Origin of the sequence: Streptomyces sp. NPDC052016 (genome assembly GCF_044548445.1) — a bacterium.
Taxonomy (GTDB): Bacteria; Actinomycetota; Actinomycetes; order Streptomycetales; family Streptomycetaceae; genus Streptomyces.
On the sequence record NZ_JBIUBX010000015.1, the window covers coordinates 143042 to 158229 of the forward strand.

General features: G+C 70.3%; 11 protein-coding genes. 7 read left to right on the forward strand and 4 right to left on the reverse strand.

Going from position 1 to position 15188, the window contains the following annotated elements; all coding sequences use genetic code 11:
* Nucleotides 1-65: 65 nt before the first annotated feature.
* Complete coding sequence (locus ACIHAR_RS20220; RefSeq protein ID WP_365455857.1) at nucleotides 66-830, reverse strand: IclR family transcriptional regulator; 765 nt, start codon at nucleotides 828-830, stop codon at nucleotides 66-68.
* 297 nt (nucleotides 831-1127) lie between these two features.
* Here ACIHAR_RS20220 and metH point away from each other — a divergent pair, with 297 nt between their 5' ends.
* The 4 genes from metH to ACIHAR_RS20240 all read left to right on the forward strand — a co-directional run bounded on the left by metH (nucleotide 1128) and on the right by ACIHAR_RS20240 (nucleotide 9355).
* Nucleotides 1128-4643, forward strand: coding sequence for a methionine synthase (gene metH / locus ACIHAR_RS20225; RefSeq protein ID WP_400020792.1), 3516 nt, complete (start codon nucleotides 1128-1130; stop codon nucleotides 4641-4643).
* Nucleotides 4644-4929: 286 nt separating this feature from the next.
* Nucleotides 4930-5628, forward strand: coding sequence for an HAD family hydrolase (locus tag ACIHAR_RS20230; protein WP_400020794.1), 699 nt, complete (start codon nucleotides 4930-4932; stop codon nucleotides 5626-5628).
* A 467-nt stretch (nucleotides 5629-6095) separates the two neighbouring features.
* On the forward strand, nucleotides 6096-7703 hold the full coding sequence (locus ACIHAR_RS20235) for an ABC transporter substrate-binding protein (RefSeq protein WP_400020796.1): 1608 nt from the start codon (nucleotides 6096-6098) through the stop codon (nucleotides 7701-7703).
* Nucleotides 7704-7774: 71 nt separating this feature from the next.
* On the forward strand, nucleotides 7775-9355 hold the full coding sequence (locus ACIHAR_RS20240; RefSeq protein ID WP_400020798.1) for an ABC transporter substrate-binding protein: 1581 nt from the start codon (nucleotides 7775-7777) through the stop codon (nucleotides 9353-9355).
* 90 nt (nucleotides 9356-9445) lie between these two features.
* Here the strand turns inward: ACIHAR_RS20240 and ACIHAR_RS20245 are convergent, their stop codons facing one another.
* The gene (locus tag ACIHAR_RS20245) at nucleotides 9446-10117 is read right to left on the reverse strand and encodes a response regulator transcription factor (protein WP_014671700.1); all 672 of its coding nucleotides are present in this window, start codon (nucleotides 10115-10117) and stop codon (nucleotides 9446-9448) included.
* 14 nt (nucleotides 10118-10131) lie between these two features.
* Nucleotides 10132-11097: a RecB family exonuclease gene (locus ACIHAR_RS20250; RefSeq protein ID WP_400020801.1), complete on the reverse strand. Its 966-nt coding sequence runs from the start codon at nucleotides 11095-11097 to the stop codon at nucleotides 10132-10134.
* Between the two features lie 175 nt (nucleotides 11098-11272).
* On the opposite strand from ACIHAR_RS20250, the gene ACIHAR_RS20255 reads away from it, so the two are divergent.
* From ACIHAR_RS20255 to ACIHAR_RS20265, 3 genes are all read left to right on the forward strand, one after another.
* The gene (locus tag ACIHAR_RS20255) at nucleotides 11273-12904 is read left to right on the forward strand and encodes a site-2 protease family protein (protein WP_365455839.1); all 1632 of its coding nucleotides are present in this window, start codon (nucleotides 11273-11275) and stop codon (nucleotides 12902-12904) included.
* 62 nt (nucleotides 12905-12966) lie between these two features.
* Nucleotides 12967-13869, forward strand: a complete 903-nt coding sequence (locus ACIHAR_RS20260) for a tRNA (adenine-N1)-methyltransferase (RefSeq protein WP_365455836.1) — start codon at nucleotides 12967-12969, stop codon at nucleotides 13867-13869.
* A gap of 190 nt (nucleotides 13870-14059) precedes the next feature.
* The gene (locus ACIHAR_RS20265) at nucleotides 14060-14680 is read left to right on the forward strand and encodes a hypothetical protein (RefSeq protein ID WP_365455833.1); all 621 of its coding nucleotides are present in this window, start codon (nucleotides 14060-14062) and stop codon (nucleotides 14678-14680) included.
* A gap of 59 nt (nucleotides 14681-14739) precedes the next feature.
* Here ACIHAR_RS20265 and ACIHAR_RS20270 read toward each other — a convergent pair whose 3' ends face one another.
* Nucleotides 14740-15045 carry a ferredoxin gene (locus ACIHAR_RS20270; RefSeq protein WP_365455830.1) on the reverse strand — a complete coding sequence of 102 codons (306 nt, stop codon included), beginning with the start codon at nucleotides 15043-15045 and terminating at the stop codon, nucleotides 14740-14742.
* Between the last annotated feature and the right edge of the window lie 143 nt (nucleotides 15046-15188).

A 15188-nucleotide genomic window follows, 5' to 3' on the forward strand; every position in this document is an offset into this window, starting at 1 on the left:
GCCGCTTCAGGGCACGGCGACGGCCGGAACGCCGTCAGGCGTCCCGGTGTGCTCTCGCGCGCTTGTCAGAACCGTGCGGCGCCCAGGTCCCGCGACACCGCGCGGGCGCAGTCCCGTACCGCCGCGACGAGCTCGGGTCGCAGCTCGCCCTCCCGGCACAGCCGCTCCACCGCGCCGGTGATGCCGACCGCACCCACGGGCATCCGCCGCCGGTCGTGGATGGGAGCGGCGATGGAGGCCACGCCCTCCCAGGTCTCCTCGACGTCGGCCGCGTAGCCACGCGCGCGCGTGATGTCGAGGAGCTGCTCGAAGTCCTCCAGCTCGCACACCGTGCGGTCCGTGAAGGGCTTGCGGTCGGCCTCCAGCGCCTCGCTGTGCGCGACCGGGTCGTAGGCCGACAGCACCTTGCCCAGGGCCGTGGAGTGCAGCGGCTGCATGGCGCCGATCTCCAGCACCTGCCGGCTGTCGTCGGGCCTGAAGACGTGGTGCACGATCAGCACGCCCTGCTGGTGCAGCACGCCCAGATGGACGCTCTCGCCGCTGGAGCGGGCCAGGTCGTCCGTCCACACCAGGGCGCGCGCCCTGAGCTCGTGCACGTCGAGGTAGGTGGTGCCCAGGCGCAGCAGCTCCGCGCCCAGCTGGTAGCGCCCGGAGGCGTCGTCCTGCTCCACGAAGCCCTCCTGCTGGAGGGTGCGCAGGATGCCGTGGGCGGTCCCCTTGGCCAGGCCCAGGGCCGAGGCGATGTCCGACAGGCCGAGCCGTCGCTCGCCCCCCGCGAGCAGCCGCAGCATCGCGGCCGCCCGTTCGAGCGACTGGATGTTCCGTGCCATCGCCGTCCTGCCTCCGTCCCCTTCGACCGTCCACGCGCGGCAAGTTCTGCCGCCGTTCGGCAATGTCGAACACTACCGGTCCATGACGACCTCTCGCTAATGGTCGGTCGCTATCTGTTCCGGTCACTCCTTTCACAGGAGTGACCGGAAGGTCATCATCGTCCGTCCCGTGGACGCCTCGACCACAAGTTCACGGTCCCGGCTACCCTGGCGGCGTGCGCTCTCCTCGGGAAGCCTTTCGCGCGCATCCTGAGGTGACGCAAAGCCGACAGCCGTCGCATTCAAGGGAGCCCCTCCATGGCCTCAGTGCCGCCGACCCCTTCCGCCGACAGCCGGGCCCGTGTGTCCGCGCTCCGTGAGGCCCTCGCCACCCGTGTGGTGGTCGCCGACGGAGCCATGGGCACCATGCTCCAGGCGCAGGAGCCCACCCTCGAGGACTTCGAGAACCTCGAGGGCTGCAACGAGATCCTCAACGTCACCCGTCCGGACATCGTCCGCTCCGTCCACGAGGCGTACTTCGACGCCGGCGTGGACTGCGTCGAGACCAACACCTTCGGCGCCAACTTCGCCGCGATGGCCGAGTACGACATCCCCGAGCGGGTCCACGAGCTGTCCGAGGCGGGCGCCCGCATCGCCCGCGAGACGGCCGACGCCTTCGCCGCCCGCGACGGCCGCACCCGATGGGTGCTCGGCTCCATCGGCCCCGGCACCAAGCTGCCCACCCTCGGCCACGTCGCCTACACCACCCTGCGCGACGCCTACCAGCAGAACGCCGAGGGCCTCATCGCCGGCGGCGCCGACGCGCTCATCGTCGAGACCACGCAGGACCTGCTCCAGACCAAGGCCGCCGTCCTCGGCGCCGAGCGCGCCCGCCGGATCGCCGGCCTGGACGTGCCCCTCATCGTCTCCGTGACCGTCGAGACCACCGGCACCATGCTGCTCGGCTCCGAGATCGGCGCCGCCCTGACGGCCCTGGAGCCGCTCGGCATCGACATGATCGGCATGAACTGCGCCACCGGCCCCGCCGAGATGAGCGAACACCTGCGGTACCTGGCCCGCAACGCCCGCATCCCGCTGGCCTGCATGCCCAACGCGGGCCTGCCGGTGCTCGGCAGGGACGGCGCCACCTACCCGCTGACGCCGCCGGAGCTGGCCGACGCCCAGGAGAACTTCGTCCGCGACTACGGCCTGTCCCTGGTCGGAGGCTGCTGCGGCACCACCCCCGAGCACCTGCGCCAGGTCGTCGAGCGCGTCCGCGACCTCACCCCCGTGGAGCGCGACCCCCGCCCCGAGCCCGGCGCCGCCTCCCTCTACCAGACCGTGCCCTTCCGCCAGGACACCTCCTACCTGGCCATCGGCGAGCGCACCAACGCCAACGGCTCCAAGAAGTTCCGCGAGGCCATGCTGGAGGGCCGCTGGGACGACTGCGTGGAGATGGCCCGCGAGCAGATCCGCGAGGGCGCGCACATGCTCGACCTGTGCGTGGACTACGTCGGCCGCGACGGCGTCGCCGACATGGAGGAACTGGCCGGCCGCTTCGCCACCGCCTCCACCCTGCCGATCGTCCTGGACTCCACCGAGGTCGACGTGATCCGGGCGGGCTTGGAGAAGCTCGGCGGCCGCGCGGTCATCAACTCCGTGAACTACGAGGACGGCGACGGCCCCGAGTCCCGCTTCGCCAAGGTCACCCAGCTCGCGCGGGAACACGGCGCCGCGCTGATCGCCCTCACCATCGACGAGGAGGGCCAGGCGCGCACGCCCGAGAAGAAGGTCGAGATCGCCGAACGGCTCATCGACGACCTCACCGGGAACTGGGGCATCCGCGAGGAGGACATCCTCATCGACACCCTGACCTTCACCATCTGCACCGGTCAGGAGGAGTCCCGCAAGGACGGCATCGCCACCATCGAGGCCATCCGCGAGCTCAAGCGCCGCCACCCCGCCGTCCAGACCACCCTGGGCCTGTCGAACATCTCCTTCGGCCTCAACCCGGCCGCCCGCATCCTGCTCAACTCGGTCTTCCTCGACGAATGCGTCAAGGCCGGCCTCGACTCCGCCATCGTCCACGCCTCGAAGATCCTCCCCATCGCCCGCTTCGACGAGGAGCAGGTCGGCACCGCCCTCGACCTGATCTACGACCGCCGCAGCGAGGGCTACGACCCCCTCCAGAAGCTGATGCAGCTCTTCGAGGGCGCCACCGCCAAGTCCCTGAAGGCCGGCAAGGCCGAGGAACTGGCCGCCCTGCCGCTGGAGGAGCGCCTCAAGCGCCGCATCATCGACGGCGAGCGCAACGGACTGGAGGCCGACCTCGACGAGGCCCTCCAGAGCCGCCCCGCGCTCGACATCGTCAACGAGACCCTCCTGGACGGCATGAAGGTCGTCGGCGACCTGTTCGGCTCCGGCCAGATGCAGCTGCCGTTCGTCCTGCAGTCCGCCGAGGTCATGAAGACCGCGGTCGCCTACCTCGAGCCGCACATGGAGAAGTCCGACGCGGAGGGCAAGGGCACCATCGTCCTCGCGACCGTGCGCGGCGACGTCCACGACATCGGCAAGAACCTCGTCGACATCATCCTGTCGAACAACGGCTACAACGTCGTCAACCTCGGCATCAAGCAGCCGGTCTCCGCGATCCTCGACGCCGCCGAGGAGCACCGCGCCGACGTCATCGGCATGTCCGGGCTCCTGGTCAAGTCCACGGTGATCATGAAGGAGAACCTGGAGGAGCTCAACCAGCGAGGTCTGGCGGCGAACTACCCGGTCATTCTCGGCGGCGCCGCCCTGACCCGGGCCTACGTCGAGCAGGACCTGCACGAGATCTACGAGGGCGAGGTCCGCTACGCCCGCGACGCCTTCGAGGGCCTGCGTCTGATGGACGCGCTGATCGGCGTCAAGCGGGGCGTGCCCGGCGCGAAGCTGCCCGAACTGAAGCAGCGCCGGGTCCGCGCGGCCGCAACCGTCGAGGTCGAGGAGCGCCCGGAGGAGGGCCACGTCCGCTCCGACGTCGCCACCGACAACCCGGTGCCCGCGCCGCCGTTCTGGGGCACCCGCGTCATCAAGGGCATCCAGCTCAAGGAGTACGCCTCCTGGCTGGACGAGGGCGCCCTGTTCAAGGGCCAGTGGGGCCTGAAGCAGGCCCGCACCGGCGACGGACCGACGTACGAGGAACTCGTCGAGACCGAGGGCCGGCCGCGGCTGCGCGGACTGCTGGACAGGCTGCAGACCGAGAACCTCCTCGAAGCCGCCGTCGTCTACGGCTACTTCCCCTGCGTCTCCAAGGACGACGACCTCATCCTCCTGGACGAGCACGGCAACGAACGCACCCGCTTCACCTTCCCGCGCCAGCGCCGCGGCCGTCGCCTGTGCCTGGCGGACTTCTTCCGCCCGCAGGAGTCCGGCGAGACCGACGTCGTCGGCCTCCAGGTGGTCACCGTCGGCTCCCGCATCGGCGAGGAGACCGCGAAGCTGTTCGAGTCGAACTCCTACCGCGACTACCTGGAACTGCACGGGCTGTCCGTGCAGTTGGCGGAGGCCCTCGCCGAGTACTGGCACGCGCGCGTGCGTTCGGAGCTGGGCTTCGCCGGCGAGGACCCGGCCGACATCGAGGACATGTTCGCGCTGAAGTACCGCGGCGCCCGCTTCTCCCTGGGCTACGGCGCCTGCCCCAACCTGGAGGACCGCGCCAAGATCGCCGAGCTGCTGCGGCCCGAGCGGATCGGCGTCCACCTGTCGGAGGAGTTCCAGCTCCACCCCGAGCAGTCCACCGATGCCATCGTGATCCACCACCCCGAGGCGAAGTACTTCAACGCACGGTGACAGCGGCGACACCGTACGCACGGTGACAGCGGTGACGCCTGGCGCACGGTGACGCCGACGCCGTACGGACGGTCACGCCGTACGCACGGCGACACCGTACGCACGGTGACGTCGTACGCACGGTGACGCCATACGCACGGTCACCCCTTGCGTAGGGTGACGCCTCGCTCACGGTGAAGCGCGCCTCACACGGCACACTGATCCGACAAGTCGTACACTGGTCGGTCCACTGCAGGCCGGTTCCCCCGCGGGAACCGGCCTGCTCGTCCCTCAAGGAGGTACCTGGATGACCAGCACGGTTCCCGCACTAGGAACCCGTACGGCCGAGGGCTCCGCCCTCCAGGCCGTGCTCCTCGACATGGACGGCACCCTGGTGGACACCGAGGGCTTCTGGTGGGACGTCGAGGTCGAGGTCTTCGCCGGACTCGGTCACACCCTCGACGACTCCTGGCGCCATGTCGTGGTCGGCGGTCCCATGGCCCGCAGCGCCGGGTTCCTGATCGAGGCGACCGGCGCCGACATCACCCTCGCGGAACTCACCGTCCTGCTCAACGAAGGCTTCGAGGACCGCATCGGGCGCGCCCTGCCCCTGATGCCGGGTGCCGCCCGGCTGCTGGCGGAACTGGCCGAGCAGGAAGTCCCCACGGCCCTCGTCTCCGCCTCGCACCGGCGCATCATCGACCGCGTCCTCACCTCGCTGGGCCCCGAGCACTTCGCTCTGACCGTGGCCGGCGACGAGGTCGCGCGCACCAAGCCGCACCCCGACCCCTACCTGTTCGCCGCCGCCGGACTCGGTGTGGATCCGGCCAGATGTGCCGTCGTCGAGGACACCGCCACCGGCGTCGCCGCCGCCGAGGCGGCGGGCTGCCATGTGGTCGCGGTGCCCTCCGTGGCGCCCATCGCCCCGGCCGCCCGGCGCACCGTCGTGGCCTCGCTGGAAGAGGTCGACCTGCCATTCCTGCGGGGTCTGATGCCGCTCCACTGATCTCCGCGGTGATCATTCGTGATCACTCGATGACGAAAAGCGATAGACGTTCACCCAGCGTGCACCGCCGATAACAAGGGAATTCGGCGCGTGTGCGCGCGGTGAATTCAGGTCGTCGCCGACGGCTGAATTCCGCTCCGTGCGCACCCCGTTGAGCGTGTGACGTTCCCCACGCGACATGGGGTCGACAGGAGCGCTCCCATGTGCTGTTCGCCCCCCTTCGGGGGGTGTCGCCGTGTCCTTGTGTCCTGATTCATGGATCACTGCACGAATCATTCCGCCGACGGGCTTCCGTTGCGTCCGCACCCGGTTCCGCTGCGTGATGGGCTTTCAACTCCGGTGGTCGCCAGCCCTCCTGCGGGCGCGGACTAATCTCGTCGCGAGAACATCGCACTTACCCCCGTGATCCGCCGCGACACCCCTGCATGCCGGGTACACGGACTTGACAGCTCTGGAGAAACTCGAGCATGAACCGCAAGACTTTGGTGCTGCCGGCCGCGATCGGCCTGCTCGCGCCCGTGCTCGCCGCCTGCGGCGGGACCGACAGCGGGAGCGGCAGCGGTGACGCCATCGTCGTGGGCACCACCGACCGGTTCACCGCCACCAAGGACGCCCCGGCGCCTCTCGACCCGGCGTACTCCTACGACGTCGGCACCTGGAACATCCTGCGCCAGACCGTGCAGACCCTGATGATCCAGCCCAAGGGCGAAGGCGACCCGATCCCGGAGGCAGCCGAGAGCTGCGCCTTCACCGACAGCGGCAACGAGCGCTACGCCTGCAAGCTGCGCGACGGCCTGAAGTTCTCCAACGGCGACGCCATCACCGCCGAGGACGTGAAGTACTCCATCGACCGCGCCCGCGCCATCAAGGCCGACTCCGGCGTGTTCGCGCTGCTGTCCACCATCGACACCGTCGAGACCCAGGGCGACAACGAGGTCATCTTCCACCTCAAGACGGCCGACGCCACCTTCCCGTTCAAGCTGTCCACCCCGGTCGCCGGCATCGTCAACCCCGACGACTACGCCAAGGACAAGCTGCGCGACGGATTCGCGGTCGACGGCTCCGGCCCCTACACCCTCAAGGCCGAGACCGACGGCGACGAGATGACCAAGGCCGTCTTCACCAAGAACCCCAACTACAAGGGGTCCTTGGACGTCCAGAACGACAAGGTCGAGATCGTCTCCTACGCGGACGCCGACAAGATGGGCACCGCCCTCGACAAGGGCGACATCGACCTGATGACCCGCACCATGTCGCCGGAGCAGATCAACAAGCTCTCCGACGCCTCGCAGGACAACAGCGAGGACATCGTCGAACTGGCGGGCCTGGAGATCCGCTACCTGGCCTTCAACACCACGGCCCCCGTGGTGAAGACCAAGGCCGTCCGCCAGGCGATGGCCCAGCTCATCGATCGCAGCGAACTCGTCTCCGAGGTCTACGGCACCCAGGCCGAGCCGCTGTACTCGCTGGTCCCGGCCTCCCTCACCGGCCACTCCAACTCTTTCTTCAACACCTACGGCGAGCCCAGCGTCCCCAAGGCCAAGGCGCTCCTGGAGAAGGCCGACGTCAGCCTGCCGGTGAAGCTGACGCTGAACTACACCACCGACCACTACGGTGCGGCCACCAAGAAGGAGTTCGAGCAGCTCCAGAAGCAGCTCAACGACAGCGGCCTGTTCGACGTCTCCATCAAGGGCACGCCGTGGGAGACGTTCGTCCCCGCCGAGCGCAAGGGTGAGTACGCGGTCTACGGCATGGGCTGGTTCCCCGACTTCCCCGACGCCGACAACTACGTCGCGCCGTTCCTCGACAAGGACAACTTCCTCAAGTCGCCGTACGCCAACGGCAAGATCATCGACACCCTCATCCCCGAGTCCCGCCGTGAGGCCGACCGCCTCGCCGCGGCCAAGAGCCTGACGGAGATTCAGGACATCGTGGCCGAGGACGTACCCGTCCTTCCGCTGTGGCAGGGCAAGCAGTACGTCGCCTCCAGCGACGACGTCACGGGCACGGCGTACGTGCTCAACTCCTCCGCGACCCTTCAGCTGTGGGAACTCGCCCGCGGTGTGAGCGGCTGACGCACCCCCTCTTCGCCCGGGGCCCGGGACGGCGGCCCCGGAGTACGAGAACGACGACAAGGCACACGTACGTGAACATGCGCAACCAGTGGCCGGTCCTGCCCATCGTGGCGGGGCTGGCCTCCGGCCTGTTGACCGGCTGCGGTACGGAGAGCGGGGCCTCGGGAAGCGACGGCTCCTCCGTGGTCATGGGGATGTCCGACGACGTCCTCGCCACGGACCCCGCGTCCGGCTACGACCCCGGCTCCTGGCTGTTGTTCAACAACGTCTTCCAGTCACTGCTGAGCTTCCCCAAGGGCGGCACCGAACCCGAGCCCGACGCGGCGAAGGAGTGCTCGTTCACCGACACGCAGACCAAGGTCTACACGTGCACCCTGAAGGACGGCCTGCAGTTCAGCAACGGTGAGGCGCTCACCTCCGAGGACGTCAAGTTCTCCTTCGACCGCATGCTGAAGATCAACGACGACTCCGGCCCGGCGATCATGTTCCCCATGCTCGACAAGGTGGAGACGCCGGACGAGAAGACCGTCGTCTTCAAGCTGAAGGTCCCCGACGCCACCTTCCCCAGCAAGATCGCCTCGGGCGCCGGCTCCATCGTCGACCACCGCGAGTACGACGCCGACAGCCTGCGCGAGGACGGCGGGGCCGTCGGCTCGGGCCCCTACAAGCTGGAGTCCTTCAGCGAGGACGAGGCCGTCTTCTCCGTCAACGAGCACTACAAGGGCACCGCCGAGGTGCAGAACACCGGCGTCACCCTCAGGTTCTTCCACGGCGAGCAGGGCGACCTGAAGAAGGCCCTCCTCGACGACGAGATCGACATCGCCTACCGGGGCCTCACCGCCGCCGACATCGCCGACATCGAGGCCGGCAAGGACGCTTCCGGGGTCGAGGTCGTCGAGGGCAGCAGCGCCGAGGTGCAGCACCTCGTCTTCAACATGGACGACCCCGTCGCCGGAAAGCTCGGCGTCCGCCGGGCCATCGCCTACCTGCTCGACCGCGAGGCCCTCATCGAGGACGTCTACCAGGGCACCGCCGACCCGCTCTACTCGATCATCCCGGCCGGCATCGGCGGCCACAACACGGCCTTCTTCGACCGCTACGGCGCCCGCCCCTCGCAGGCCGAGGCCGCCGCCGCGCTCGAGGAGGAGGGCATCACCGGCAAGGTCAAGCTCACCCTCTGGTCCACTCCCTCCCGCTACGGCCCCGCCACCGACGCCGAACTGAAGGCCATAGCCGCCCAGCTGAACGACAGCGGCCTGTTCGACGCCGACGTCAAGTCCGTCGCCTTCGACCAGTACGAGAAGGACATCGCCGCCGGCAAGTACGGCGTGTACGTCAAGGGCTGGGTCCCCGACTACCCGGACGCCGACAACTTCACCGCGCCGTTCTTCGGCGAGGGCAACGTGCTGGCCAACAACTACGCCAACACCGCGATCACCGGCACGCTCATCCCGCGCACCGCCGCCCAGAGCAACCGAACCGCCACCGACGAGGACTACGCCCGGCTCCAGGACATCGTCGCCGAACAGGTGCCCGTCCTGCCGGTCTGGCAGGCCAAGCAGTACGCCGTCGTCCACGAGGACGTCTACGGCCTGGAGAACTGCCTGGACGCCTCCACGGTGTTCCGCTTCTGGGAGCTCGACAAGGGCTGACAGCACGTCCCCACGAACACGGAGGGCGCCCCTTGTCAGGAAGGGGCGCCCTCCGCGCCGTACAAGCCGCTCCCACGCGGCGGAAAAGCCCTACTGCGCGCCGGGGCGCACCAGCCCGCTCTCGTACGCGTACACCGCGGCCTGCACCCGGTCACGCAGCCCCAGCTTGGTCAGCACGTGCCCGACGTGCGTCTTGACCGTGGTCTCGCTGACGAACAGATCGGCGGCGATCTCGGCGTTCGACAACCCCCGCGCCACCAGCTTCAGCACCTCGACCTCCCGGTCGGTGAGCGTGTGCAGCGTGTCCGGCACCGGCTCCTCACCCGACGGCAGATGCGTGGCGTACTTGTCCAGCAGCCGGCGCGTGATGCTCGGCGCGAGCATCGCCTCACCGGCCGCCACCACCCGGATCGCCTGCACCAGTTCGTTGGCCGGGGCGTCCTTGAGCAGGAAACCGCTGGCGCCGGCGCGCAGCGCCTCCACCACGTACTCGTCCAGATCGAAGGTGGTCAGCACCAGCACCTTCGCCGGACCGTCCCGCCCGGGCCCGGTGATCTGCCGCGTCGCCTCGACCCCGTCCATGCGGGGCATACGGATGTCCATCAGGACCACGTCGGGCTGCAGGGCCCGCACCTGGTCGAGGGCCTGGAGGCCGTCACCGGCCTCTCCGACCACCGCGATGTCCTGCTCCGCCTCCAGGATCATCCGGAAGCCGGTACGCAGCAGCGGCTGGTCGTCGACCAGTAGGACGCGGATGGCCACGTGAGTCTCCTTCGCTAGTCCGGCCCCATTCTGCCCTGCGGGTCGCCGCCCGACTCCGCCGCCCTCACCGCCAGCGGGTAGGGCGGGGGAGTGCCGCCGAACTCCGGGCAGTGGGCCTGGTGGTCGCACCAGCCGCACAGCTTCGTCGGCCGTGGCCGCCAGTCGCCCGTCTCCGTCGCCAGCCGGATCGCCTCCCACAGGGCGAGCAGCTTGCGCTCCACCCGCTCCAGGTCGGCGAGGACCGGGTCGTACGTCAGGACGTCCCCGCTGCCCAGGTACACCAGCTGCAGCCGCCGCGGGATCACGTTCTTCAGACGCCAGACCACGAGGGCGTAGAACTTCATCTGGAACAGCGCGCCCTCGGCGTACTCAGGCCGGGGCGCCTTGCCCGTCTTGTAGTCGACGATCCGCACCTCGCCGGTCGGCGCCACGTCCACCCGGTCGATGATCCCCCGCAGCCTCAGCCCCGACTCCAGCTCCGCCTCGACGAACAGCTCCCGCTCGGCCGGCTCCAGCCGCGTCGGGTCCTCCAGGGTGAACCACCGCTCGACCAGCCGCTCGGCCTCCGCCAGCCAGCCCGCCAGCCGCTCGCCCTCCGGATCGTCGGCGAACAGCTCCACGAGCTCCGGCCGGGACTCGCGCAGCCGGTCCCACTGGCCGGGGATGAGCGACTTGGCCCGCGGCGCGGTCCGCTCGACCGCCGGGGCGTCGAACAATCGCTCGAGGACCGCGTGCACCAGCGTCCCCTTCGTGGCCGCCGCGCTCGGCTTCTCCGGCAGCCGGTCGATGACCCGGAACCGGTACAGCAGCGGGCACTGCATGAAGTCACCGGCGCGCGACGGCGACAGCGAGGCGGGCGCTATGGCGACGAACGTCTTCCCGCCGTCACCCGCCACCGCCTGCGCCGACCCCACCTGCGGTGGAATCTCCGCGACACCCCCGTCGCCCGGCCCGGCGACTCCCTCGCTGCTGCTCTCCATGCCCACAGACCATACGGCCCGCCACCGACAGTCACCCAGTCGCGGACCGCACACCCGGCGAGGGCGGGGAAATCCGGGGGGTGCCGGGGCGGAACGCGTCCCCACGGCCGCATACCATCGGTCCCGAGACCCTTCCGCCCGGCACGGCGGATGACGCTTCGAACGAGGGGACACCGTGGTGGAAAGCGGCGGGAGCGGGCGGCCGCGGCCGGACAACCAAGAGTCGGCCGAGCGCCCCGTGACACCTGCGCCCCCGACCACCGGGCCGACCACCCCGCCCGAGGCCACCCCCGCGCAGCGCACGAGCGGGGAAGAGGCCGCGACGGGGGACACGGGCGGCTCCGCCCCCTCCACCGGGAACCGGGACTCCGAGGCGAGGGAGCGGGACACCGAGGCGATGGAGCAGGACTCGCAGGCGAGGGAGAGGGAAGCAGCCGAGAAGAGGGCACCCGCGAGCGAACCCGTCGCGCGCGAAGCCGCCCCGAGGGAGACGGCCGAACCCGGCACCCCCGGCGAACGCGAGACCCCTGCGGACCGCCCCACGGCCGGCGCCCCCGCCGACCTCCACCCCGACCGCCCCCGAGCCCACACCGCCCCACCCGCACCCGCCCTCGGCGAACTCCCCGCCAAGGGCCGCCCGCCCCACCGCGCCCCCGAGCCCCGCGGCGGCCTGCTGATGGGACGCCCCTTCGGCGTCCCCGTCTACGTGGCCCCCAGCTGGTTCCTCGTCGCCGCACTGATCACCTGGGTCTTCGGCGGCCAGCTCGACCGCGTGCTGCCCGAACTCGGCGCCGCCCGCTACCTCGTCTCCCTCTTCTTCGCCGTCGCCTTCTACGCCTCCGTCCTCGTCCACGAGCTCGCCCACACGGTCGCCGCCCTCCGCTTCAAGCTCCCGGTCCGCCGTATCCAGCTGCAGTTCTTCGGCGGCGTCTCCGAGATCGAGAAGGAAGCCGAGACCCCCGGCCGGGAATTCTGGCTGGCCTTCGTCGGCCCGCTCCTCTCCCTCGTCCTCGCCGGCCTCTTCTACCTCGCCCTGCAGCCCGTGGAGCCCGGCACCGTCCCCGGCGTCCTGCTCGCCGGCCTGATGATCTCCAACCTGATCGTCGCGGTCTTCAACCTGCTCCCCGGCCTGCCCCTCGACGGCGGCCGCATGCTCCGCGCCGTCGTCTGGAAGATCACCGGCAAGCCCATGAGCGGCACCGTCGCCGCGGCCTGGGTCGGCCGCGCCCTCGCCGTCTCCGTCCTCATCGGACTGCCCCTGCTCACCCAGTCCGGGGCGCTCGGGGACGCCGCCGAGGACAGCGTCGGCATGGACACCGTCCTGGACGCCCTGCTCGCCGCCATCCTCGCCGCCATCATCTGGACCGGCGCCGGCAACAGCCTGCGCATGGCCCGCCTGCGCGAGCACCTCCCCGAGCTGCGCGCCCGCAACCTCACCCGCCGCGCCGTCCCCGTCGAGTCCGACACCCCGCTCTCCGAAGCCCTGCGCCGCGCCAACGACGCCGGCGCCCGCGCCCTGGTCGTCGTCGACGCCCACGGCGAACCCCTCTCCCTCGTCCGCGAGGCCGCCATCGTCGGCGTACCGGAACACCGCCGCCCCTGGGTCGCCGTCAGCGGCCTCGCCCAGGAGCTCACCGACGGCATGCGCGTCTCCGCCGAACTCGCGGGCGAAGACCTCCTCGACGCCCTGCGCGCCACCCCCGCCACCGAGTACCTTGTGGTCGAGGAGACCGGCGAGATCTACGGCGTCCTGTCCGCGGCCGACGTCGAGCGCGCCTTCGTCAAGGCCATGGCCAGGCCGAGCTGAGCCGCGCGGTCCCGGAGCGGGCGATGGTCGGCGGCCCCCCGAATCGCCGGTAGGCTGTTCACATGTCCGAACCGACCGGTGCCGCCCGCAGGCGCGGGCCCTTCAAGGTCGGGGACCAGGTTCAGCTGACCGACCCCAAGGGCCGCCACTACACGTTCACACTCGAGGCCGGGAAGAACTTCCACACCCACAAGGGTTCCTTCCCGCACGACGAACTGATCGGCGCTCCCGAGGGCAGCGTTGTCCGCACCACCGGGAACGTCGCCTACCTCGCGCTGCGCCCCCTGCTCCCCGACTACGTCCTGTCCATGCCCCGCGGGGCAGCCGTCGTCTACCCCAAGGACGCGGGGCAGATCCTCGCCTTCGCCGACATCTTCCCCGGCGCGCGCGTCGTCGAGGCCGGCGTAGGCTCCGGCTCGCTCAGCAGCTTCCTGCTGCGCGCCATCGGCGACCAGGGCATGCTGCACTCCTACGAGCGCCGCGAGGACTTCGCCGACATCGCCCGGCAGAACGTGGAGCGCTACTTCGGCGGCCCGCACCCGGCCTGGCAGCTCACCGTCGGCGACCTCCAGGACAACCTGTCCGACACCGACGTCGACCGCGTCATCCTCGACATGCTCGCCCCCTGGGAATGCCTCGAAGCGGTCTCCAAGGCGCTCGTCCCCGGCGGCATCGTCTGCTGCTACGTCGCGACCACCACCCAGCTCGCCCGGACCGTCGAGTCCATCCGCGAGATCGGCTGCTTCAACGAGCCGACCGCCTGGGAGACGATGATCCGCAACTGGCACATCGAGGGCCTGGCCGTCCGCCCCGACCACCGCATGATCGGCCACACCGGCTTCCTGCTCACCGCCCGCCGTCTCGCCGACGGCGTCGAGCCGCCCATGCGCCGCCGCCGCCCCGCCAAGGGCGCCTACGGCGAGGACTACGCCGGCCCCAACGCCGACGGCGGCATGGGCCGCTGAGGCAGCCCACCGCCACAGCCAACGAACCGGCGCCGTGGCCGAGTTCCCGCAGCACTCCGGGAACTCGGCCACGGCGCCGGACCTTTGCGGCCGCCCCACCGCAACGCACGGCCCCACCACCCCACATCCCGGCGCCCGTCGTCCGGCGTCCCGGACCCCGCCGTTCCCCCGCAGTGTGACGTGTGGCACGATGCTGGCCACCCCCACCGGCACAGCCTCACAGGAGACACTCCTAGTGCAACCCGCCGTCCCGGAACTGGCACACACCCACACCCGGCCGATCCACTGGGTCGCGACCGCCACCGCCGTGGCGGGCGTCGTCGCCGTCTCCTCGGTCCTCCAGCCCGACCCGGCGACGGCGGTCCAGCCGGCCGGCACCGGCACCCGCTCCGCCCCGGTCACCGCCGCCGCGCCCGCCACCACCGGCGTCGACTTCCCGATCGAGTGCGGACCCGTCAAGGCCCTCGTGCAGAAACAGGCTTCCGGAGACCTGGACGGCGACGGCAGGCCCGAAACGGTCGCCGTCGTCCACTGCGACGCCCCCATGGGCACACCGCCCGACGGCGTCTACGTCCTCACGCGAGGCGCCGGCTCCGCCCCCGCGCGCGTCGTGGCCACCCTCGTCGAGCCCGAGGAGCGCCTCACCGTCACCGGCCTCTCCGTCGACGACGGCGCCGTCCTCGCCTCGCTGCTCGGCTACTCCTCGGCCGACGTGCCCAGTTGCTGCCCCGACGTCAAGGACAGCGCCAAGTGGCGGTGGAAGGACAACGCGTTCATCCGCTCCACACCGGCGGGTGCCCACAGCGTCTGACCCCAGGCCACCAACAACTGTGAGAAATCAGACAGTCGTAACGGCCCGTAGGCGTGTGATCACTCGGCGTCCGGGCCGTAGACCTCTACCCTGTCCGAAACCCTTCGCACATGGATGCACTCGCCCGGGCACTCCCGCGCCGAGTCCACCACGTCCGTCAACAAGGGCAGCGGAACAGGCGTCGTGGCGCCCTTCTCCTGCAGGAGCTCCTCGTTGGGGCTCTTGACGTACGCCAGGCCGTCGATGTCCAGCTCGAACACCTCCGGCGCGTACTGCGCGCAGATGCCGTCGCCGGTACAGAGATCCTGATCGATCCAGACCTCCAGCGCCTCGCCGCCGACACCGGCCTCCTGCTGCACGCTCATATCTCCTGCCGTTTACTGTCGAGCCGCACGGGAACGATGCAGGCTCTGACGGGTGTTGAACACTTCGACCCTACCTCTGGCCGCTTTCCAATCATGTTCGGTGGGTATTCCCCTGGCGTGAGGGAGAGCGCAAGGGTGAAGAT